Raw genomic sequence first — 21944 nt, forward strand, 5'->3', positions numbered from 1 at the left:
CGTTCAAAGCGCGCGTGCAGCCTCGAGAACCGCATCGGCATGACCATCTACTTTCACCTTGTTCCAGACCTGAGCGATTTTTCCTTGCGCATCGATCAGGAACGTTGTGCGTTCAACGCCCATATATTTGCGGCCGTACATGTTTTTTTCCACCCATACGCCATAGGCTTCAAGCGCTACCCGGTCTTCATCCGCAGCAAGATCCACGGTCAGGTCGTGCTTCTTGCGAAATTTCGCGTGTTTCGTCGCGCTGTCGGGAGAAAGGCCGATGACGCGAGCCCCAATCTTGTCGAATTCCGGCTTCAGTTGGGAGAAGGCAATCGCTTCCTTGGTGCAGCCGGAAGTGTCGTCTTTCGGATAAAAGTAGATGACCACCGGCTTGCCTCTTAGGGACGACAGGGAGATTTCGCCATTATCCGAAGGCAGAGTGAAATCGGGTGCCGGATCGCCAACTTGGGGATGAGCCATATCTGCGCCTTTCTTTTATGGATTAGGATGGAAACCACCTGTTACAGTCTGAGCTATCGCATTCAGGCAAGGCTTGTGCAACCATTCGCGGCGTCATCGTGACGGTAGTTGATATGCGCAAGGCTGCCAGTTCATGCATGTCGCGCAGGTAACAAACTGCTTTTAAAACAGGTGATTACGATCACTTAATAAAGTAAATTCTAAGGGATCGTTTGGCATGGCACTCTTTTTCTGGCTGGGTTGTTGACAGAGAAACCGCAGAAGATCCGCTTCAGCAAGCGGGAGATGAAAAGAATCGAGCGTCTCGCCGCTGATGGCGAGGGAGGCTTTTTGCCCGGCCCGACACGTTCGAGCCGCTCTTTTCTGTCGCGCTGTTCCCATGCAGTTTTATCGGTCTGCATTCTTCTGGTTCTCATCACGGGCGCCGGTTTCGTCATCCTTCGCAGCGGCGTTGACAGCAATCTTTTGCGTGACGAAGCGCAGAAAAGCCTGACGCATATTCTCGGAGAAGGCGCATCGGCCTCCATCGGTAGTGCGGCGCTGTCGCTGGATCAGGACAGCCATGTTGCGCTCGAGGCTCGGGATGTGTCGATCGCCGATCCAAAGCAGGGTGTTGAAATCAGCGGAATTAAATCGGTGCGTCTCGGATTGGCCCCGCTGCCGCTTTTGACCGGCAAGGTGCGCGTCGCCCAGCTTGAAGTGGATGGTGTGTCCTTTGAAATGCCGGAAACGGAGGGGCCGGGTTTCTGGAAGTCGCTGCCTTACGATGAAAACGGCATTCTCGATTTCGACGCGGTTTCAGGCGAGCTTTTTGCTGCCATGCGCCGCAGCCTGGAGCTTTTGCGCGCCCAGGACACGCATGTCATCGGCATCTTCAACAGTACCGTCGCTTTCAAGGTTGGCGATGAGCAGCAGGTTCTGGACATCGAGGAGGCCCGCCTGATCGAAGAAGGCGGGAAGATCGGCATTACCGGCAGCGTCATCTGGAAGGGCAAGAAAATTGCGCTGGATGGCAAGATTGACCAGCATGCAGGCGATAACAGCCTGGCAGGCTTTGAGCTGAACATCCGCGACATTCCCATTGCACTGGGCTCTCCGCCGGAAGTTGCTCCCCTCATAAACGGCAACCGTGTCAATCCGGCCCATTTCGAACTTGAGGCATCGGCCCGCTTGTCCCTGATGGGGTCAGCTGCAGATGGCGACAAGCCCGAACGTCTCACGACTGAACTCGCCATTGATGATCTGGATATGCAACTTGGCAAGGTCGAGGACGTGCGCGGGGGTGTTCGCCTTAATCTTGAGCATGCGGTTGGAAGCCGTAAAATCGAGATCAAGTCATCCCGCCTGCAGCTTGGCGGTTTGCAGGCACAGTTCAACGGTGCTTTTGGACCGGAGCCGGAAACCGAAAACAATACGGGCGGGCCTGCATATCGCTTTGAGGTTCTGACCACTTCGGCGACGAGCATGCCGTCGGAATCCACCGATCCGCCGCTATCCTTCGCAACACGGATAGCGGGACGCTACATGGCCGATCAGCAACGCATCCAGTTTGCAAATCTCGATGTGCAGACGGAGAACGGTCAGCTCTTTGGTCAGGGAAGCATGGCATTCGGGGCTGGTTCGCCGGAAATGATCTTCTTGCTGCGCATTCCCAAGATGCCTGTGCCCGACGCCAAGCATCTCTGGCCTATCGATGTTGCGGACGGCGCCCGAGAATGGGTGCTGAAAAACCTTTTCGGGGGAACGCTCAAGGATAGCCGCATCGATATTTCGCTTGCGGGCGGCCGTTTCAACGGGCCGGGCCTTCCGCCGCCATTGACGGGCGATGAAATCAAGGCGGATTTCAAGGTCGTCGACACACGCTTCGATGTGGTGGGAGAACTGCCCCCCGTGCGGGACGCCGAGGGTGAAATATCGGTCCGTGGGGCCTATACGACGATCAAGCTTTTGAAAGGTGTGGCCTATACGCCGAACAACCGCAAGGTTGATGTGTCGGACGGTATGCTCATCATTCCCTGGGGGCCGCAACGTCCGGTTATCGCCGAACTGGATCTCGGTGTCTCCGGCGAAGCGGCGGCCATTGCCGAAATAGCCGGGAACAAGCCCATCGACGTCCTGAAGAGTGTGCCTTTTCAGCCCGGCGATGTGACCGGCGATGTGAAATCGCGCGTCAAAGTAAACTTTGCCGTGTCCAAGGACCCACCGCCCGGCACACTTCGCTGGAATGCCGATATTGGCTTTACAGGTCTCGATATTTCGAAGCCGATAGCGGGCTCGTCCGTCACCGATGCGACGGGCAGCATCAAGGTCGATCAGTCAGCCGCCAATATTACCGCCGATGCGATGCTCGACGGTGTTCCTGCAAAGATCAATCTGGTCGAGCCGGTCGATCGGTCCGGTCCGGTCAAGCGCGAGCAGAAGGTCCGGCTGGATATTGACGACAAGACCCGGAACGCGGTCTTTCCGGGGCTGAACTCCATCTTCTCCGGCCCGATGTCGGTTGACCTCGGAATGGAGGACGGCGGGAAGCGCCATGTTTCGGCCGATCTAGGCAAGACCCAGATCGACCTTCCCTGGCTCGGATGGCGCAAGGGTGCGGGCATACCCGCGAAAGCCACCTTCGATTTGGTCCAGAGCCCTGACGACAAAAGCAAGATGGACATCCATAATCTTGTTTTTTCCGGGGATGCCTTCGGCGCAAAGGGCGATCTATCGATCGCGAGAGGCGACTTCCAGTCCGCGAATTTCAGCGAGATACGCCTGAACAGAAACGATAGCCTGGCGGTCAAGGCGACGAAGAGCGGCAACAGCTATCGTGTCAATGTGCGCGGCTCGCAATTTGATGCGCGCGCCCTGATCAAACAGGTCTCGGACCTTGGGGGAAAAAGCGGAAGCGGCAGCAAATCCAGCAACCCACGCGTGGTTGTAAGCGCCCAGATCGACGAGGTCGGGGGCTTTAACGGCGAAACGCTGCGCAATGTCAATGTTTCCTATGAAAGTGCTGGCAGCAAGGTTTCGGGCGTATCGGTCAACGCTGTTACATCATCCGGTGAATCATTCGTGGCGACGAACAACGATCAGGGCGATGCGCGCTCCATTTCGCTTCAGTCGAACGATGCTGGCGCGGTTCTTCGCTTTTTCGACTTCTATGACAAGATGCGCGGCGGCAAGATCACAGTCGGGCTTGCAGCACAGGGCAACGGTCCTTTGCGCGGCCAGATCGACGCACGCAACTTTGCCATTATCAACGAACCGCGTCTGGCCAAGATCGTTTCCAGTCCACCCTCGGATGGGGGCACAAGTCTCAATCAGGCAGTAAAACGCGATATCGACGTATCACGTGTTGACGTGGAGCGCGGTTTCTCGCTGATCGAAAAGGGCAATGGCTACCTGAACCTGTCGAAGGGAGTGGTGCGAGGACCCGCCGTCGGTACGACCTTCCAGGGAACGCTCTATGACCAGCAAGGCAACATGTCCATCACCGGCACATTCATGCCAGCTTACGGCGTCAACCGGCTGTTCGGCGAACTTCCTATCGTGGGTGCGCTGCTCGGCAACGGACGCGACCGTGGCTTAATCGGGATTACCTACAAGCTTGCTGGCAGCGCCAAGCAGCCCCAGGTGATCGTCAACCCGATTTCAGTCATCGCTCCCGGCATATTCCGCTCCATATTCGAGTTCTAACGCAAAACGACCGATCTGAACGAGGTTGCGCACGATGAAACGTCTCTTTCTGACACTGGCTTTCTTGCTGCCGGCGGTGCATGCGAATGCGGACTCTCTCTACGACAAATGCATTCAACAGTCCGATGGAACAAACTCCGCTTGGGCGGAGTGTGGCGGCGCTTGGGTGAAGCGGGCCGACAGTGCGCTGAACGCGGCATGGAAGAAGACCTACGGTCAGGCTGATGGGCAGACAAAGACTGATTTGCTGGCCGAACAGCGCCTTTGGAACAGCTACAAGGAAGCGTCCTGCAAATTCTACGCGAATGGCGATTGGGGACGTGAAGGACAGGTGCTTTCGTTTCCGGCTTGCCGGGCGAAAGTCATAGAAGCACGTACCAAGCAATTGCTCGGATATAACGAACGGTGATCCGCCGACAAGCTTTCCCGCTTTAACGATGCCCCTCACAACAAAGCCGGGCGCAAGGCCCGGCTATGTTCATTCCATGATCGTCAGGCTTATGCTGGACGGATCAGCACGTGACGCTTCTTGCCCAGCGACAGCTTGATGACGCCTTGATCATTCAGAGCACCGGCGTCGACCATCATGCGGGGATCACTGACCGGCTCGTCATTGATGCGCACCGCGCCGCCTTCCACATGGCGACGGGCTTCGCCATTGGTCGTGCACAGTTCAGCGAGAACCATCAACGCCAGAACACCGATGCCACCGTTCAACGTTGCCTTGTGAACGCCGACCGTCGGGAGGTTTTCCGACAGTTCGCCATCCTCGAAGGTCTTGCGCGCCGTTTCCGCGGCTTCCTCGGCTGCGTCACGACCATGCAGCATGGCCGTTACTTCCGTCGCGAGGATTTTCTTCGCCTCGTTGATTTCAACACCTTCAAGAGTGGCCAGCTTGGCGATCTCGTCCAGCGGTAGTGTCGTGTAGAGCTTCAGGAACCGCTCCACGTCCGCATCTTCCGTGTTGCGCCAGTATTGCCAGAAATCATAGGCGCTCAGCATTTCGGCGTTCAGCCAGATGGCGCCGCCAAGCGACTTGCCCATCTTCTGGCCAGATGCCGTCGTCAGCAGCGGCGAGGTGAGGGCGTAGAGCTGTGGCGTTCCCATGCGGTGACCGAGATCGATACCGTTGATGATATTGCCCCACTGATCCGAACCGCCCATCTGGAGGCGAATGTCGTGGCGCTTGTTCAGTTCCACGAAATCGTAGGCCTGAAGGATCATGTAGTTGAATTCGAGGAATGACAGCGACTGCTCACGATCGAGGCGCGTCTTCACCGAATCGAACGAAAGCATGCGATTGACCGAGAAATGACGGCCGACATCGCGCAGGAATTCCAGATAGTTGATGTTGCGCAGCCAGTCGGCATTGTTGACCATCAGGGCGTCGGTCGGGCCATCACCAAAGGTAAGGTAGTTGGCGAAGACACGCTTTATGCCGGCGATGTTCTCGACAATCGTGTCCTCTGTCATCAGCTTGCGGGCTTCGTCCTTGAAGGACGGGTCGCCAACCATGCCAGTGCCGCCGCCCATCAGCGCGACGGGCCTGTGGCCGGTCTGCTGGAGCCAGTGCAGCATCATGATCTGGATCAGTCCGCCTGCATGAAGGCTCGGAGCCGTGGGGTCGAAGCCGATATAGGCCGTCACGGTTTCCTTGGCCAACAATTCGTCGAGGCCACTTTCATCGGAAATCTGATGAATGAAGCCACGCTCGGAAAGCGTGCGAAGAAAATCGGATTTGAAACCGGACATTCCTTTTCCCTGACTGATAAGGCGAAGTTGAAACTGGTCGCAAGCGGCTGCTTACACCCATGTGATAAGTCCGCCTTTAGCACCAATCAACCGCCAATAACAAGGAAACTCCCGAATTGGCGGATTGGAAACCGGTAATTTGGCTTCATCTATTGGGGGGAACTGGCGTTGGCCTCAGTGTTGTGCGGTGCTTGAAAACAGATTGAGCACAATGACACCGGCAATGATCAATCCCATGCCCAGCACGGCGGCGAGGTCGAGCTTCTGGCCGAACAGCAGCCACCCGATCAGGGCCACGAGCGTCACGCCTATTCCAGACCATACCGCATAGGCGATACCGACGGGGATGCTCTTCAGCGTCAGGGAAAGAAAATAGAAGGCCAGTCCATAAGCGACGATGACGATCATGGATGGTCCCAGCCGGGTAAAGCCTTCGGACGCCTTGAGGCTGAGCGTTCCGATGACTTCGGACACGATGGCGATAGCGAGGATAGCATAAACCGGCATGTCACGCTCGTGAGATGGAGATGAAAGGACGAATCATTTGGCGGCGATCGTAGCATCGCATGAAAAATCCGGCGGGAGACCCGCCGGATGAGACGCTGCAAATCTGGAAAACGACTTGCCGGATCGTTTGTTAGCGAAGGCGCTTCGGACGCGCTTCCACCAGTTCGCCAGCCAAACGGCGATCAAGATATTCGGCGCAATCCTCGATGAGTTCATCGCCCTGACCGGTGAAGAAGTGGTTTGCTCCCGGAATCGTGGTCTGGGTTATCGTGATGCCCTTCTGGGTCTTCAGCTTGTCGACCAGAGCCTGCACGTCCTTCGGCGGCGCGACCTTGTCGTTATCGCCATGGATGATGAGGCCGGACGACGGGCAGGGCGCCAGGAAGGAGAAATCATAGGTATTCGGCTGCGGGGCGACAGAAATGAAACCTTCGATTTCCGGGCGGCGCATCAGAAGCTGCATGCCGATCCACGCGCCGAACGAGTAACCGGCGACCCAGCACGTCTTGGAGTCGGGGTGAAGCGCCTGCACCCAGTCGAGAGCGCTTGCCGCGTCCGACAGTTCGCCCGCACCGTGGTCGAATTCGCCCTGGCTGCGTCCAATACCGCGGAAGTTGAAGCGCAACGTCGTGAAGCCGCGCTGCTGGAACATGTAGAAAAGATCATAGACGATCTTGTTGTTCATCGTGCCGCCGAACTGCGGATGCGGATGAAGGATGAGCGCGATTGGAGCATTCTTTTCTTTGGAAGGCTGATAGCGACCTTCGAGGCGTCCGGCAGGGGCCGTTGAAAATGACTTCTGGCATGTGTACTCCGCTCGTAACGGGAAGACCGGATCTGGACGGCGAAACTTGACGTTGTTGGACGCCGCTTCTAGAACCGGTTTGAAATTTCGACAGACTGAAAGCGAGTTTCAGTTCCTATGGGGGCTTAATAGGCTTTTCTTGATTGAAAATTCAAGAAAATTGCGCTTCCAGAATTTTGTTTAGGAGATAGGTACAGTGAACGGGAGCGGCAAGAGGCTCTATCTGGACTATAATGCCAGTGCTCCGTTGCTTGAAGAGGCACGGGATGCGGTCGTCAACGCACTCGGCATTACCGGAAATCCATCCTCCGTGCATCGTGAAGGCCGGGCCGCACGCGCGCTCGTTGAAGCAGCGCGTCGCAGCGTTGCCGCGCTCATCAATGCCAGGCCGGACCATGTTTTCTTTACATCAGGTGCAACAGAAGCCGCTTCGACGCTGCTGACGCCGCACTACATGATGGGGCGGTCGCCGGTCCGCCTGTCGCATCTCTATGTGAGCGGGACGGAGCACCCATGCATGCTGTCCGGTGGCCAGTTTGCCCCGCAGGACGTCACGCTGCTGCCGGTCGACGCAAGCGGCATCGTGGAGCTTGATTCCCTGAAGGCTGCCCTCGGCCGTCACGACAAAAGCGCCGGGCTGCCGCTCGTGGCGATACAGGCTGCCAATAATGAAACGGGGATCATCCAGCCGGTTGCGGAAATCGCCGCTATCGTGAAAGCTGCTGGCGGTATTTACGTTGTCGATGCCGTGCAAGCTGCGGGACGCATTAAATTAGACATTTCAGTTAATTGCGGTGATTATCTCATAATCTCCTCACACAAGATCGGCGGGCCGAAAGGTGTCGGTGCCATCATTGCCATTTCCGATCTCATGATGCCGCGCGCGCTTGTTCGCGGTGGGGGGCAGGAGAAGGGGCATAGAGCAGGAACCGAAGCCCTGCCGCTGATCGCCGGTTTCGGGGCTGCGGCTGATGTCGCCAAAGCGCGGCTGGACGGGGATGGCTGGTCTCCGGCAATGCGGGACAGGCTGGAAGCAGGGCTGACCGCAATTGCTCCAGACGCGGTGATCTATGGCCAATCGGTCGATAGACTGCCGAACACGACATTCTTTTCCCTTGAAGGACAGAAGGCCGAAACCGTGCAGATCGCATTTGATCTTGGCGGGGTCGCTCTTTCAGCGGGTTCGGCCTGCTCGTCTGGCAAAGTCGGTCCCAGTCATGTGCTGTCGGCAATGGGATACGGAGACAGTCTTGGGGCGATCCGCGTCTCACTGGAGCCGACGGCAACGCCCGATCAGGTCGATGCGTTTCTCGAAGTGTTCCGCAAAATTGTCGAGCGCCGCGCGAAAAGAGCCTGACCCCAAGCCGAAATTGAAGTTCCGCCCCGGAAACGTATGTTACCTGCAAGCGCCGTTTCCCGGGGTGTTTTAATAAGTTGATTGTTTTAATCGGCATTTTTTCGGGCAAATTTGCACCCGGCGCTTGAAATTCAGTTTAGAGAGGTTTTAAAGAAGGGCCACGCACACTATATCGAGACGGTAATCAAGACTATTATCGCCTTGACGTTTGCAACTGTCGGGCCTTGACCCCGACGAGGATGGAGAACGCCGATGCCTGCAGTGCAGGAGACCATTGATCAGGTCCGCGGCCTTGACGTGGACCAGTACAAGTATGGCTTCGAGACGACGATCGAAGCTGAGAAGGCCCCCAAGGGCCTTAACGAAGATATCATCCGCTTCATTTCCGCCAAGAAAAACGAGCCGGAATGGATGCTGGAATGGCGTTTGAAGGCCTATGAACGCTGGCTCACCATGGAAGAGCCGACCTGGGCTCGTGTCGATTACCCGAAGATCGATTTCCAGGACGCATATTACTATGCGGCGCCGAAAAACCAGTCCGGTCCGAAGTCGCTCGATGAAGTCGATCCGGAACTGCTGAAGACCTATGAAAAGCTTGGTATTCCGCTGCGCGAGCAGGAAATTCTTGCTGGCGTGCGTAAGCAGGGCGAGCCGAGCGAAATCGACGGCAATCCGTCCGATAATGTCTATGCGTCGGGCCGTGTGGCCGTTGATGCCGTGTTCGACAGCGTTTCGGTCGTCACGACCTTCAAGGAAGAACTCGCCAAGGCTGGCGTGATTTTCTGCTCGATTTCCGAAGCGATCCGCGAGCATCCCGAACTGGTGCAGAAGTATCTGGCTTCTGTGGTTCCCGTTTCGGACAACTATTATGCAACGCTGAATTCGGCTGTCTTCACGGACGGTTCGTTTGTCTATGTTCCGAAGGGCGTTCGCTGCCCGATGGAGCTTTCGACCTATTTCCGCATCAACGAAAAGAACACCGGTCAGTTCGAACGGACGCTCATCATCGCCGATGAAGGCGCGTATGTTTCTTATCTCGAAGGTTGCACCGCACCTCAGCGCGACGAAAACCAGCTGCACGCGGCTGTCGTTGAGCTGATTGCGCTCGAAAACGCCGAAATCAAGTACTCGACGGTCCAGAACTGGTTCCCCGGCGACAAGGATGGCAAGGGCGGCATCTACAACTTCGTTACCAAGCGTGGCGATTGCCGGGGCGATAATTCCAAGATTTCGTGGACCCAGGTAGAAACCGGTTCCGCAATCACGTGGAAATATCCGTCCTGCATTCTGCGTGGCGACAATTCGCGCGGCGAGTTCTATTCGATTGCCGTTTCCAACGGCCATCAGCAGATAGACTCCGGCACCAAGATGCTGCACCTCGGCAAGAACACGTCGAGCCGCATCATCTCCAAGGGTATTTCGGCCGGCAAGTCGAACAACACCTATCGCGGACAGGTTTCGGCCCATCGCAAGGCTGAGAATGCCCGTAACTTTACCCAGTGCGACTCGCTCCTGATCGGCAATGATTGCGGCGCGCATACGGTGCCGTATATCGAGGCGAAAAACGCCACGGCGCAGTTCGAACACGAGGCAACCACCTCCAAGATTTCGGAAGACCAGCTGTTCTATGTGATGCAGCGCGGCATTCCGGAAGAGGAGGCAATCGCTCTCATCGTCAATGGCTTCGTGAAGGAAGTCATTCAGGAACTGCCGATGGAATTCGCCGTCGAAGCCCAGAAGCTTATCGGCATTTCGCTTGAGGGCAGCGTCGGTTAACCGACGCGCCCATTCCATCTCGCATCAGATTTTCTGGCCAGCCTTTTCCTGGCATTAGAACAAGGTTTACATTCATGCTTGAGATCAAGAACCTCCATGCAAAGATCGCCGACACGGATACAGAGATCATCCGTGGCCTGAACCTCACCGTGAACAAGGGTGAAGTTGCTGCGATCATGGGTCCGAACGGTTCGGGCAAGTCCACGCTTTCCTATATCCTCGCCGGTCGCGAGGACTATGAAGTGACGGAAGGCGACATTCTCTATAACGGCGAGTCGATCCTCGAGCTCGACCCGGCCGAACGCGCCGCCAAGGGCATCTTCCTGGCTTTCCAGTACCCGATGGAAATTCCGGGCGTTGCCACGATGGAATTCCTGAAGGTTGCGATGAACAGCCAGCGCAAGGCGCGTGGCGAGCCGGAACTGAAGATTCCTGAATTCATCAAGCGCGTGAAGGACGCCGCTGGCGGCCTCAACATCGACATGAACATGCTCAAGCGCCCGCTTAACGTTGGCTTCTCGGGCGGCGAAAAGAAGCGCGCTGAAATTCTGCAGATGCAGCTTCTGGAGCCAAGTCTTTGCGTCCTCGACGAAACCGATTCAGGTCTCGACATCGATGCGCTGAAGATCGTTTCGGAAGGCGTGAACGCGCTGCGTTCGCCAGATCGCGCCGTGGTCGTCATTACGCACTATCAGCGCCTGCTCGAGCATATCGTTCCGGACAGCGTGCACGTTCTGTACAAGGGCCAGGTCATCAAGTCCGGTGACAAGAGCCTTGCGTTGCATCTTGAAGAAAATGGTTATGCCGACGTAATCGGCGAAGCTGCCTGAGGAGGGATGGATCATGAATATCCAGACCGCCCCGGCTGCCAAGCCGCGAACGCCGGCTGAAACTGCGCTGATCGACAGCTTTGCCGACCGCATGGGCGACCTGCCGGGCAATGGCGACGTTGTCGTTGCACGTGATGCGGCCCTTGAATCGCTCAAGGAAAACGGCATTCCGTCCCGTCGCGTCGAAAGCTGGCACTACACCGATTTCCGTACGCTTCTGAAAGGCGTGGCGCCCTTCGATACCTCCGCGGGAACGCAGGCATTGCCCGCGCTGATCGCCGGTTCGTCGATTGTCGCTGCGAGCAACGGCGTTGCTCTTGCTGCGAATGCACCCCAAGGCGTGTCGCTGACGCCGGTCCGCGAAGCACTGGCTGACGGCTCGCTCGTCACCCAGCTCCGGTCACGGGGCTTCGACGATACGATTGGCCAGATCAACGCTGCCTATGTCAGCGATGGCTGGATGGTTTCGATTGCAGATGGCACCGAACTGGAAGCTCCGCTGGAACTCCAGAATATCCAGAAGGCCGGACAGGGACACACACGTTTCCCGGTTCGCATTGGTGCCAATGTCAAGGCCACGATCGTGGAACGCCAGAACGGCGGCGAGGGCGATGCCTTCTCCACTTCTGTCAACCATGTAACCGTTGGCGATGGCGCCGAAATTCTCTGGGTTATCCTGCGAGATTTCGGTCAGGCAACGCAGCTCTCGCAGTTCAATGCGACCATGGGCAAGGGTTCCCGCCTGACGCTTTACATCATCAATGCGGGCGGCAAGCTCGTGCGTCAGGAAGTGCACGTCAACGTGGCCGGAGAAGATTCCGACTTCGAATTGCGCGGCCTCAATCTGCTGGCTGACGACAGCCATACCGACGTGACCATGACGGTCGGCCATCTTGTGGAGAACACCCGTTCGACCGAGATCGTCCGCAATGTGGTCAAGGACCGCGCGCGTGGCGTTTTCCAGGGGATGATCCGCGTTGCGCAGATCGCCCAGAAGACCGACGCCCGCATGGCCTGCAACACGCTGCTGCTGTCGGATGAAGGCGAGTTCGATGCCAAGCCGGAACTCGAAATCTTTGCCGATGACGTGGCCTGCGGCCATGGTGCGACGGTTACCGAATTGTCGAAGGACTATCTGTTTTACCTGATGGCCCGAGGCATTCCGGAAAACGAGGCTCGTGGCCTGCTGATCAAGGCGTTCATCGCCGAGATTATCGAAGAGCTGGAAGACGAAACGCTGGTTGAGGCACTGGAAGAAGTGCTGTCCAACTGGCTCGCCAGCCATGCCTGATTGATTGAGGCGGAGCGTGTGAATATGCGCTCCGCCTTTTCCTGCCGAAACGGCAAGAGGAACGATCATGGACCATAAGAATCCGCTTTTAGCGCGCTATGACGTCGAAGCCATCCGCCGGGATTTTCCGATCCTTTCGCGCGAAGTGCACGGCAAGCCGCTCGTCTATCTCGACAATGGCGCATCGGCGCAGAAGCCACAGAGCGTCATCGACGCGGTTGCTCACGCTTATTCCAACGAATATGCCAATGTTCATCGCGGGCTGCATTTTTTGTCGAATGCGGCAACCGATGCCTATGAAAAATCGCGTGAGACGGTGCGCCGCTTCCTGAACGCCGGTTCGGTTGACGAAATCGTCTTCACGAAAAACGCGACCGAGGCGATCAACACGGTCGCCTATGGCTATGGCATGCCGAATATCAGCGAGGGTGATGAAATTCTGCTGTCGATCATGGAGCATCACTCCAACATCGTTCCGTGGCATTTCATTCGCGAAAGACAGGGGGCGAAGCTCGTATTCGCGCCGGTGGACGACGAAGGCACCTTCCACATCGAAGAATTCGAGAAACGCCTGACGGAACGCACCAGGCTCGTCGCGATCACGCATATGTCGAATGCGCTTGGCACGGTTACGCCGATCAAAAAGATCGTGGAACTCGCCCATGCGCGCGGTATTCCCGTTCTGGTCGATGGCAGCCAGGGCGCTGTGCACCTGCCTGTCGACGTGCAGGATCTCGGCTGCGATTGGTATGTCTTTACCGGCCATAAGGTTTACGGCCCATCCGGCATTGGTGTGCTCTATGGCCGGTCGGAAATGCTCGAGAAGATGCGTCCTTTCCAGGGCGGCGGTGAAATGATCGAAGAGGTGACGGAAGAATACGTCACCTATAATCATCCGCCGCACCGTTTCGAGGCAGGCACGCCTCCGATTGTTCAGGCTATCGGTCTTGGCGCAGCACTTGAATATATGGAAAAGATCGGCCGTCACGCGATCCTCGCTCATGAGGAGGACTTGCGTGATTACGCCCACGAACAGCTTGGACGCATCAACAGCTTGCGCATTTTTGGCAATGCGCCGGGCAAGGGAGCCATCATCTCGTTTGCGCTTGAAGGAATTCATGCGCATGACGTGTCGATGGTGATCGACCGGGCAGGGGTCGCGGTGCGTGCAGGAACGCATTGCGCGCAGCCGCTCTTGAAACGCTTCGGCGTTACATCTACATGCCGTGCATCCTTCGCCCTGTACAATACCCGCGCTGAAGTGGATGCATTGGCGGAAGCCTTGGAAAAGGCAAGGAAGTTTTTCGGATGACCGACATGGAACAGAAAACTGAGGATCGAACCGCCTTTTCTGCCTCCGCCATCCCGCAGGAAGAACTCCTGCGCATGACGGATGACATCATTGCGGCCTTGAAAACGGTCTATGATCCGGAGATTCCAGCCGATATCTACGAGCTGGGCCTCGTCTACAAGATCGACATCGAAGATGATCGCACCGTGAAGATCGAGATGACGCTGACGGCTCCCGGCTGCCCTGTGGCGGGCGAGATGCCCGGCTGGGTCGAGAATGCCGTCGGCGCGGTCGAAGGTGTGTCAATGGTAGAAGTCACCATGACGTTCGATCCGCCATGGACCGCGGACCGTATGTCCGAAGAGGCACAGGTAGCCGTCGGCTGGTACTGAAATCAGTCTGTCTTCCTCCCGAAGTCGAGAGCCGGCTCCGGGAGGAACGCTTTCAAAAGCCGGTTGTCTTCGAATAATGCAGGGATTGCTTGCCCCAGCATGCCTGAAGCAGCCCGGCAACGCCTCCCAATGCCGTAGCGAATGAAACCAGTCCCTGTCCACCCTTGAAGGGCAGGGTAAAGGTTGCACTCAGCAGTTTCCATAATCGGCTAAGAAACCTGACTGGGAACTGCTTTATTGCCCGCCAGCGGTTCATTCTGTATTGGAGTGCGAACTCGCTGGCATTATGGTCCCTGTTCCTACGGAAATGGTAAGAAAAGCTAATCCGGCAGCAGGGAACGGTTTCATAGACAATCGCGTCGGGCGCCCAGCCGGTCCTGGCGCCAAGTTTTTTGGCTTTAAGCCACAGGTTCCAGTCTTCTCCGCCCGTCAGACCCAATTGCGAATCAAACCGTAACCCCGTTCTTCGAAAGAAGTCGAGCCTTCCCATCCAGCTGCCGGTTGCAACCTTGATGGCGTCGGCCTTGTTTTCCTGCCACTTCTGACGCGCACGCAGTTCAGCTTTGACGCTGTTCTTCTCAACGCCGGACCAGATCAGGTTTTGCCAGATACTCAGTTGCGGATTGAACGGCCTTGGCCGTACCGGCGAGCCAAGGATATCGAGATTCATGCGCTGCTGCTCGGCCAGCAGTTGCTTCAGCCAATCGGTTGCGACAGTCTCGTCATCGTCTACAAAAACAAGAAAATCCGCTCCCGCCTGTTCAGCAAATTCAAGGGCGCGATTACGTGCAGACGAAATGCCGATGCGTGTTTCGAGCAAATAAAGCACCGGGTATGGGTAAATTTTCAGCCTCATTTCGGCCAGCCAGCCATCCAAGGTGCTGACCGTATGGAGTGCTCCCCATTTCACCGGACAGGTCGGCTAGTTTGATTTAGCCCTGATGAACTGCCGAGGGGAAGCCATCTTGAGCGCGGAATGTGGATGGATTTCATTATAGTCCTCGATCCATCCGTCGATGAACTGGAGCGCTGTTTCTGCGTCCGGTAGTGCTGCGATGCGAATATAATCCCGCTTCAGGGTTTTGACGAAGGCCTCCGACATGCCGTTCGACTGCGGGCTGGCGACCGGCGTGAAGCAGGGTGTCAGATTGAGTGCTTGCGCAAACAGCCTCGTGTCCCTCGCGGTGTAAGCAGAGCCGTTGTCCGAGAGATGCTCGATTGCATGTGGGGCTCTGGTTCCATTGAAGCGTTTCTCGACCGCCTCCAGCATCATGTCGCGCACGTCTGAGCCGGAGATGCCCGCGTTGGCGACCGCCGTCCAGGCAATGATCTCGCGGTCGAAGGCGTCGATGATGAAGGCGAGACGGATGACCTCGCCGTTCCAGCAGGTGAACTCCAGCCCATCCGAGCACCAGCGCAGGTTGGAGCGCATGACCATGACCTTGCCATCGTGGAGGCGGCCCTTGCGAACGGCTGTGTGCTTTTCCAGCAGCATGGCGTGGTTGCCCATGATGCGATGGACCCGTTTGGCGTTGATGACAGGCTTATCGGCGGCTCGCCTTTCGCGATTGAGGAGCGCGGCGATCCGCCGATAGCCATAGGTTGGCCTTTGATCTACCAGCCTGCGAATGATGGGCAAAAGCTCTGCATCCTCGGCCTTGTGATAGGAGCCGCGCGGCTTCGATCTGCCTTTCAGCCGCTCGTTGAGGTTGGAACGGGATACGCCCAGCGTGTCTGCGACGGCCTTCATCGCGAACCGTCCTTCGGCAACAAGATCGGCCGCGATATCCGTTTTTTTGAGTCTGCTTTGGACAAGGCTTCCCGAAGGATTTCGACCTCCATCGTCTTGCGGCCGAGCATGCGCTCCAGCTCGCGGACGCGATCTTCCAGCTTCTTCACTTCCGAATTGCCGACCACCGGCTCGTCAGAATCCACAGCTGCAGCACCTCCCTCGCTCAAGAGCCTGCGCCACCGATAAAGCAGATTGGGCGCGACGCCATGGCGGCGAGCGGTGGACGATACCGTCTCGCCTGGTTCGAAACTCTGCTCAATGATTGTCAGCTTTTGCTCGGTTGTCCACCGCCTGCGGCGAACATCACCCGTCAGCAATTCAACGTGTCGATACTCGTTAGACATAAGCCTATACCCAAGCCTGTGCTTGAGCCTTTCTGCTTATGCCGACTGTCCGGTCGAAATGGGGGGCAGTTCACCGTATTATTCTCGACAACCAGAAATTCGATTTTTAAAGAATCCGGAAAGCTCATATCGCATAAAGACAAATAAAGATTTGCAAGCATTCTTGGTCTATTGCGCGTAATAGTCGCAATAATAATACTAACTTTTTCCATTATAAATCTCTATTATAGATATATGTAAATATTTTATGGAATGGAAATATAATAAAGAAATATTCAGTATTACTATGGTTAAAGTTGGGCAGAATTAAGTAAGCGAAATTGCGCAGAAATCCTGCACGGAGACCTTGTGTAACCGGCAGTAATCAAGCTCGAAGCGAAGGCGCACTCGAATCCAAAAATCAGAAATGTGGCCAGATGTGGAGGATGTTCCACAATGAACACTCCGCCTTGCGGCGCGCTGTAATGATAACGGTGAGGACTTATGCGAATGATGATTTGCAGGCAGCAGATCGTGATCAATCATGGCCTGAAGGTGACAATGGAAGTGGCGATTTAGGGTTGCGTTCCCAAAATCCGTTCCCAGTCTTCAAAAAGCAGCGGAGATGTGACGCGAAGCAACTGCTCGTGTATCGCCTCGAGTTCAGCAATGAATGTCTCTGCTGCTTCAGGTACTTTGAGATAACGATTTTTCTCATCCAACTCTCTCGTCTGGATGAGATAGCAACCATCGCGAATTATTTCTCTCGTATCTCGATGCCTTTTCATTGTAAGCACGGGTACACCATGGACAAAACCGTCCCGCCTGTCGTTCATTTTTTTTAATTTTGAAAGCGCTGCGAGAGCATCGGCGCTGCGCTGCGCGTCCACATCAGCCAATTTTGGTTCATGCTTGAGAAGTTTGGAGAGATAGGCCACTCGTGAGGCGTCGCCGTTGATCTGGGCAAGTCCGAGCTGGATAGCTTCAGGGTTAGAAAAGCCAAGTGCTTCCGGCAGGCGATAGACAAGGCCCATTATATCGCCCCACAACATTAGGATCTTGCCGAGCAGTTCCTGCGTTTTGGCTCTTTCTTCTTTCCATCGATCTGAAGCCGCCCCAGCACTCACCTCATTCATCCTCCCTTACTTATGGAATCAGTTACCGGCTTTGTAACATTCCAATTCGACCTTGTTGCGGAACGTACCAATTGCTCGCTGTTGGCCTTCTTCTGAAACGTAAGCGGGCTGCTCATATGCATCCATGATTATTGCGCGGCTGATTTTAGAAATCGATGCATCTGCTGGCTTTTTCATCAGGTCGCTCATTGGCGTGTTGTTCTGCCGGTGCTTCATGATGCTGGTCGCTAATGAACCCAAAGCCTTGCAGAATTCATCTCTTTCCGCCTCAGTGTCTGCAGCGGCAGAGGTCGCAGTTAATACCGCGGTTATGTACGAAATAAGAACTAATCGCTTCATCTTTGCCCCCTATTTCTCGGAATAATTGGCAGAGGCTTTAGAGGCGGTCAAGTCAGCAGAATCTCCGGATAGGGTTGGGTTATGGATGCACCTCATACGAGTTTCGTACGATGTTGGAACGAAATCTATATCGACCCCGCTACATTTTCAGCGACCGTCATTGCTGAAAAATTTGGCATTCAACTATGAACGTCGGTAGCGACATAACCCGATTGTCGGGTAGTTCAAATTTGGGGCGAGGCCATAGTATGGGAAACTCCCAAAGTAACGATCGTGTCCAAACTTCGGCCGCTCGTCCCATGTTTGCTATTCTTAAATTGCATGTCATGTCGCATCCAGTAGCCGAGCCAATTTAAGTCATTGTAATTGCTTGCACGTAGTTGCAGCACAATGCGACATAGATTTTAAGAAATCTGGGACCGTCGAATTACTCAATATACTGAATTTATTGAGATTTTTTTGGTGCCCCCAGAGAGACTCGAACTCCCGACCCCCTGATTACAAATCAGGTGCTCTACCAACTGAGCTATAAGGGCACTTGCGCCCGATTAGCACAAATGCAGCGACTGTAAAACGAAAATTCGTCGCAAGCAGGTCATGGCAACCGGGTTTTTCATGTGATAGCCAATAGCGGGTTGAGAAAACAGTGGCAAACTTGTCAGAGTTGGGCCGGATTCGGGACTGTAAACATGGAAGATAAATCGCTCGCGCTGCATTTTCTGTCATCAGGAACCGAAGAATCACTGCTCGCACAAAAGGATTTGGTGGCTCGCTACGGCCATGTGGCGGCGGAAGATGCCGACATCATTGTCGCGCTTGGCGGTGATGGAACCATGTTGCAAGCCTTGCGCGACTTCATGAGCAGCGGCACTCCGATCTATGGCATGAATCGCGGGTCAGTCGGCTTTCTCATGAACGAGTTCAGCGTGGACGACCTGCCAGCCCGTATTCTGGCCGCTCAGATGGAAACCATTCGCCCGCTTGTCATGGTCGCAGAAACGGAATCCGGACAATCGTTCGAAGCATTGGCGATCAACGAAGTTTCCCTGTTCCGCCAGTCCTATCAGGCCGCCAAGATCAGGATAACGATCGATGGCAAGGTGCGGCTCGATGAACTTGTTTGTGATGGTGTGATGGTCGCGACGCCAGCAGGCTCCACCGCCTACAATCTCTCGGCGCAAGGCCCTATCCTGCCGCTTGAGGCGCCGCTTCTGGCGTTGACCCCGGTAAGCCCGTTTCGCCCGCGTCGGTGGGGCGGGGCGCTGCTGCCCAAGCATGTGACCGTTCGTATGGATCTGCTGGAAACCGAAAAGCGTCCCGTCAACGCAGTCGCGGACAATAATGAAGTCAAGTCGGTTCGCTCCGTCACGGTGCGGGAAGCGCCGAACAGCCAGGTCGCCATTCTTTTCGATCGCAATCATTCATGGGGATGAGCGCATCCTGACGGAACAGTTCAGACATTAGCTCTGGCAGGAAAAGGGCGCGCGACCTGAGCAGTGCCGATTGCTTTTTAGCTTTTGATAATTTGAATAAATTTGTTCATGTTCGACGTTGATTTCGATTGTTGCAGCATGATTGAAGCAATTTGATATCTTTCGATGGTATTTTAGTTGACTTTTGCACGCTGTAGACGTAGGCGATGCTGCAAGAAAACGCATATTGCGTTGCAGACGCCTTATTCTGCCTTGGTTCCTGCGCCCGATGACGCGGCTGCAATGACAGGATGGGTGGAAACCATTTCCAAACCAGAGAGCTGCGCCTCCATTGACGACATTTGCCGAACTCGGTCTTTCCCCGAAAGTGCTCGCCGCTGTTGAAGCGGCGGGTTATACTGCGCCTACACCCATTCAGGCAGGGGCCATTCCTCCAGCCCTTGAACGCAAGGATGTTCTGGGCATCGCGCAGACGGGAACCGGAAAGACGGCCTCTTTCGTGCTTCCCATGCTGACGCTTCTGGAAAAGGGCCGGGCGCGGGCGCGCATGCCTCGCACGCTCATTCTGGAGCCGACCCGTGAACTCGCCGCGCAGGTCGAGGAAAACTTCGCCAAATACGGCATCAATCAGCGGCTGAATGTGGCTCTTCTGATTGGTGGCGTTTCATTCGATGACCAGGAACGCAAGCTGGAGCGCGGTGCGGACGTCCTCATCGCGACACCTGGCCGCCTGCTCGACCATTTCGAGCGCGGCAAGCTGCTCCTGACCGGTGTCGAAATTCTCGTCATCGATGAAGCCGACCGCATGCTCGACATGGGCTTCATTCCAGACATCGAGCGCATCTGCAAGCTCATCCCGTTCACGCGTCAGACGCTTTTCTTCTCGGCCACCATGCCGCCGGAAATCACCAAGTTGACCGAACAGTTCCTGCATTCTCCCACGCGCGTCGAGGTCGCAAAGGCTTCATCGACGGCCAAGACCGTCACCCAGCGCCTAGTGAAATCCACCAAGAAGGATTGGGACAAGCGCGCGGTGCTGCGCGATCTCATCCGCGCCGAAGGCGATACGCTCAAGAACGCAATTATCTTCTGCAACCGCAAGAAGGACGTATCGGAGCTGTTCCGCTCGCTGACGCGGCATGAATTCAACGCCGGAGCCCTGCATGGGGACATGGATCAGCGCGCGCGCATGACCATGCTGTCCAATTTCAAGGACGGCAAATTGCAGTTGCTGGTCGCGTCCGACGTGGCTGCCCGTGGTCTCGATATTCCTGATGTGAGCCACGTTTTCAATTTTGATATTCCGATCCATTCGGAAGACTATGTTCACCGCATCGGCCGCACCGGTCGCGCGGGCCGTTCCGGCAAGGCCTTCACCATCGTGACGCCTTCGGATACGAAATATCTGGCTGCTATCGAAGACATGATCGGTGAAAAGATCGAATGGCTGGACGGTGATCTGTCCACCCTGCCGGCCTCCGACGAGGCGGACGATCCGCGCAAGGGCAAGAATGCGCGCGGCAAAGGCAAGGACGCCAAGGGCAAGGAAAAGCCGAAGGACAAGGCGAAGGCCAAGCCTGCGGAAATCGTTGATCCTGCCGAGCAGCCCCAGCCGGTCATTGAAACCAGTGACCGCCGCGATGCGATCCGCGCTTCCAATGACGAGCGCCGCGGCAAGCCGCAGCACGAACAGAAGCGCCGTCGTGATCGTGACGATGACGGTCCTTCGCCTGTTGGCTTCGGCAACGATATTCCTGCCTTCATGCTGATTCCCACCGGAATCTGACGGAAGAAAACTGAGAATGTTCAATCGGCTGCAAGCGAGCGCTTTGCAGCCGATTTCTTTTTGGGCTTGGTTTTTTCGCTTCGCAAGGCCGCGTCATAGGCGAGGCGGGCCCAGCGCGTCATCACTTCCGGATCATCGAAAGCTTCACTTGGCACGCTCCAGTAGGGCATGGCGACAGGTTCGCCGCCTTTGCGTCCTTCGTAGGTCCACTGGGTCGCGCCAGCGTCAATAAATTGAGGAATGGTTGCTTCGTCAGCCTTGAAGAGCAGCTCGTCGCGAACAACGAGCGCAAAAATCAGGCCCTGATGATAGATGCCCTTGCCGCCGAACATGCGGCGGATGGTGACGGGACCAAAGTCCTGCAACAGATCGCGGAGAACTTCGTCATCCATCGGCAGGCGGACCTTTGTCTGGCGTCAGGCTGCGCCCTGCATCTGGCGCAGGCTTTCCGGAGAGGCGGCTTTGATTTCAACAGACTCACCGCATCCGCAAGCCGAGGTCTGGTTCGGATTGTTGAAGACAAAACCCGTGCGCAGGGTCGTCACCTCGAAGTCCATCTGGGTGCCGAGCAGGAAAAGAACGGCCTCCGGCGCGATGTAAACCCTCGCACCATCCTTTTCGATGACATCGTCGCCAGCCTTGGCTTCGGTGACGAGATCGATGGTATATTCCATCCCGGCGCAGCCGCCCTTTTTCACGCCTACCCGGATACCCAGGGCGCCATCCCGCGATGCGATGATCTCGCGGACGCGATCAGCTGCTTTGTCGGTTAGCGTCATGACTGCGAAACGGCCCATTTTCTCTCTTCCGGTATCGTGCTGGCATATGGACGGAGAATCGTCCAGTCTTGTCGCAACAGGCTGAGTTTCCTCTGCGATTGCCACGTTTTCACTATAGTTAGTGTTGTAACATCATTACTGCAATACACCAAATCGGGAGCGTCCCGAAGCGCTCTGCAAAATATTGCTCGGAAGAGGAGAAG

Annotated in this window: 18 protein-coding genes, 1 tRNA gene and 2 pseudogenes; 10 read left to right on the top strand and 11 right to left on the bottom strand. The window is 56.0% G+C overall.

Going from position 1 to position 21944, the window contains the following annotated elements:
• Positions 1-3: 3 nt before the first annotated feature.
• Positions 4-468, bottom strand: coding sequence for a thioredoxin-dependent thiol peroxidase (bcp, locus tag OINT_RS05060; protein ID WP_006466702.1), 465 nt, complete (start codon positions 466-468; stop codon positions 4-6).
• A 285-nt stretch (positions 469-753) separates the two neighbouring features.
• Between bcp and OINT_RS05065 the strand changes: the two genes are divergently transcribed.
• Together OINT_RS05065 and OINT_RS05070 are read left to right on the top strand one after the other, a co-directional pair.
• Positions 754-4152 carry an AsmA family protein gene (locus tag OINT_RS05065; RefSeq protein ID WP_039852936.1) on the top strand — a complete coding sequence of 1133 codons (3399 nt, stop codon included), beginning with the start codon at positions 754-756 and terminating at the stop codon, positions 4150-4152.
• A 34-nt stretch (positions 4153-4186) separates the two neighbouring features.
• Positions 4187-4561, top strand: a complete 375-nt coding sequence (locus OINT_RS05070; protein WP_039852547.1) for a lysozyme inhibitor LprI family protein — start codon at positions 4187-4189, stop codon at positions 4559-4561.
• Between the two features lie 89 nt (positions 4562-4650).
• On the opposite strand, the gene tyrS is transcribed toward OINT_RS05070, so the two are convergent.
• The 3 genes and pseudogenes from tyrS to OINT_RS05085 all read right to left on the bottom strand — a co-directional run bounded on the left by tyrS (position 4651) and on the right by OINT_RS05085 (position 7217).
• Positions 4651-5904: a tyrosine--tRNA ligase gene (tyrS, locus tag OINT_RS05075; protein WP_006466704.1), complete on the bottom strand. Its 1254-nt coding sequence runs from the start codon at positions 5902-5904 to the stop codon at positions 4651-4653.
• A gap of 174 nt (positions 5905-6078) precedes the next feature.
• Complete coding sequence (locus tag OINT_RS05080; protein ID WP_006466705.1) at positions 6079-6411, bottom strand: DMT family transporter; 333 nt, start codon at positions 6409-6411, stop codon at positions 6079-6081.
• A gap of 130 nt (positions 6412-6541) precedes the next feature.
• Positions 6542-7217, bottom strand: a pseudogene (locus OINT_RS05085) (alpha/beta hydrolase).
• A gap of 195 nt (positions 7218-7412) precedes the next feature.
• Between OINT_RS05085 and OINT_RS05090 the strand changes: the two are divergent.
• The 6 genes from OINT_RS05090 (at position 7413) to OINT_RS05115 (ending at position 14153) form a co-directional block, all read left to right on the top strand.
• Entirely contained in the window at positions 7413-8573 is a 1161-nt protein-coding gene (locus tag OINT_RS05090) for a cysteine desulfurase family protein (protein ID WP_006466707.1), read from the top strand.
• A 252-nt stretch (positions 8574-8825) separates the two neighbouring features.
• Positions 8826-10349, top strand: a complete 1524-nt coding sequence (sufB, locus tag OINT_RS05095; protein WP_006466708.1) for a Fe-S cluster assembly protein SufB — start codon at positions 8826-8828, stop codon at positions 10347-10349.
• Positions 10350-10423: 74 nt separating this feature from the next.
• A complete protein-coding gene (gene sufC / locus OINT_RS05100) occupies positions 10424-11179 on the top strand; it encodes a Fe-S cluster assembly ATPase SufC (protein WP_006466709.1) in 756 nt (251 codons plus the stop codon).
• 13 nt (positions 11180-11192) lie between these two features.
• Positions 11193-12470, top strand: a complete 1278-nt coding sequence (sufD, locus tag OINT_RS05105; protein WP_006466710.1) for a Fe-S cluster assembly protein SufD — start codon at positions 11193-11195, stop codon at positions 12468-12470.
• 67 nt (positions 12471-12537) lie between these two features.
• Positions 12538-13782 (top strand): cysteine desulfurase, encoded by a 1245-nt coding sequence (locus OINT_RS05110; protein WP_006466711.1) that lies wholly within the window; start codon positions 12538-12540, stop codon positions 13780-13782.
• Positions 13779-14153 carry an SUF system Fe-S cluster assembly protein gene (locus tag OINT_RS05115; RefSeq protein ID WP_006466712.1) on the top strand — a complete coding sequence of 125 codons (375 nt, stop codon included), beginning with the start codon at positions 13779-13781 and terminating at the stop codon, positions 14151-14153. The genes OINT_RS05110 and OINT_RS05115 overlap by 4 nt, the downstream gene beginning before the upstream one ends.
• Positions 14154-14205: 52 nt before the next feature.
• Here OINT_RS05115 and OINT_RS05120 read toward each other — a convergent pair whose 3' ends face one another.
• The 5 genes from OINT_RS05120 to OINT_RS05145 form a co-directional block, all read right to left on the bottom strand.
• Positions 14206-15009 carry a glycosyltransferase family 2 protein gene (locus OINT_RS05120; RefSeq protein WP_412766473.1) on the bottom strand — a complete coding sequence of 268 codons (804 nt, stop codon included), beginning with the start codon at positions 15007-15009 and terminating at the stop codon, positions 14206-14208.
• Positions 15010-15075: 66 nt separating this feature from the next.
• A protein-coding gene (locus OINT_RS05125) for an IS3 family transposase (RefSeq protein WP_115168607.1) occupies positions 15076-16289 on the bottom strand; the annotation gives its coding sequence in 2 pieces (ribosomal slippage) (positions 15076-15953 and positions 15953-16289; 1215 coding nt in all).
• 554 nt (positions 16290-16843) lie between these two features.
• The gene (locus tag OINT_RS05135; RefSeq protein WP_039852549.1) at positions 16844-17395 is read right to left on the bottom strand and encodes a hypothetical protein; all 552 of its coding nucleotides are present in this window, start codon (positions 17393-17395) and stop codon (positions 16844-16846) included.
• A 27-nt stretch (positions 17396-17422) separates the two neighbouring features.
• Positions 17423-17743 (bottom strand): hypothetical protein, encoded by a 321-nt coding sequence (locus tag OINT_RS05140; protein WP_006466715.1) that lies wholly within the window; start codon positions 17741-17743, stop codon positions 17423-17425.
• A 460-nt stretch (positions 17744-18203) separates the two neighbouring features.
• Positions 18204-18279 (bottom strand) — tRNA-Thr (locus OINT_RS05145).
• Positions 18280-18432: 153 nt separating this feature from the next.
• Between OINT_RS05145 and OINT_RS05150 the strand changes: the two are divergent.
• A pseudogene (locus OINT_RS05150) lies at positions 18433-19207 on the top strand (NAD kinase).
• A gap of 300 nt (positions 19208-19507) precedes the next feature.
• On the top strand, positions 19508-20962 hold the full coding sequence (locus tag OINT_RS05155; protein WP_006466717.1) for a DEAD/DEAH box helicase: 1455 nt from the start codon (positions 19508-19510) through the stop codon (positions 20960-20962).
• A gap of 20 nt (positions 20963-20982) precedes the next feature.
• Here the strand turns inward: OINT_RS05155 and OINT_RS05160 are convergent, their stop codons facing one another.
• Together OINT_RS05160 and sufA are read right to left on the bottom strand one after the other, a co-directional pair.
• Positions 20983-21354, bottom strand: coding sequence for a TfoX/Sxy family protein (locus OINT_RS05160; protein ID WP_006466719.1), 372 nt, complete (start codon positions 21352-21354; stop codon positions 20983-20985).
• Positions 21355-21378: 24 nt separating this feature from the next.
• The gene (gene sufA / locus OINT_RS05165) at positions 21379-21759 is read right to left on the bottom strand and encodes a Fe-S cluster assembly scaffold SufA (protein WP_006472150.1); all 381 of its coding nucleotides are present in this window, start codon (positions 21757-21759) and stop codon (positions 21379-21381) included.
• Positions 21760-21944 lie beyond the last annotated feature (185 nt).

The organism is Brucella intermedia LMG 3301 (assembly GCF_000182645.1).
GTDB lineage: Bacteria > Pseudomonadota > Alphaproteobacteria > Rhizobiales > Rhizobiaceae > Brucella > Brucella intermedia.

Excerpts from the sequence above, each read along its gene's own strand:
- bcp (WP_006466702.1), bottom strand. The coding sequence starts at position 468 with ATGGCTCATCCCCAAGTTGGCGATCCGGCACCCGATTTCACTCTGCCT.
- tyrS (WP_006466704.1), bottom strand. The coding sequence starts at position 5,904 with ATGTCCGGTTTCAAATCCGATTTTCTTCGCACGCTTTCCGAGCGTGGC.
- OINT_RS05110 (WP_006466711.1), top strand. The coding sequence starts at position 12,538 with ATGGACCATAAGAATCCGCTTTTAGCGCGCTATGACGTCGAAGCCATC.
- OINT_RS05140 (WP_006466715.1), bottom strand. The coding sequence starts at position 17,743 with ATGAAGCGATTAGTTCTTATTTCGTACATAACCGCGGTATTAACTGCG.
- sufC (WP_006466709.1), top strand. The coding sequence starts at position 10,424 with ATGCTTGAGATCAAGAACCTCCATGCAAAGATCGCCGACACGGATACA.
- sufB (WP_006466708.1), top strand. The coding sequence starts at position 8,826 with ATGCCTGCAGTGCAGGAGACCATTGATCAGGTCCGCGGCCTTGACGTG.
- OINT_RS05070 (WP_039852547.1), top strand. The coding sequence starts at position 4,187 with ATGAAACGTCTCTTTCTGACACTGGCTTTCTTGCTGCCGGCGGTGCAT.
- OINT_RS05080 (WP_006466705.1), bottom strand. The coding sequence starts at position 6,411 with ATGCCGGTTTATGCTATCCTCGCTATCGCCATCGTGTCCGAAGTCATC.
- OINT_RS05160 (WP_006466719.1), bottom strand. The coding sequence starts at position 21,354 with ATGGATGACGAAGTTCTCCGCGATCTGTTGCAGGACTTTGGTCCCGTC.
- sufA (WP_006472150.1), bottom strand. The coding sequence starts at position 21,759 with ATGGGCCGTTTCGCAGTCATGACGCTAACCGACAAAGCAGCTGATCGC.
- sufD (WP_006466710.1), top strand. The coding sequence starts at position 11,193 with ATGAATATCCAGACCGCCCCGGCTGCCAAGCCGCGAACGCCGGCTGAA.
- OINT_RS05065 (WP_039852936.1), top strand. The coding sequence starts at position 754 with ATGAAAAGAATCGAGCGTCTCGCCGCTGATGGCGAGGGAGGCTTTTTG.
- OINT_RS05115 (WP_006466712.1), top strand. The coding sequence starts at position 13,779 with ATGACCGACATGGAACAGAAAACTGAGGATCGAACCGCCTTTTCTGCC.
- OINT_RS05120 (WP_412766473.1), bottom strand. The coding sequence starts at position 15,009 with ATGAGGCTGAAAATTTACCCATACCCGGTGCTTTATTTGCTCGAAACA.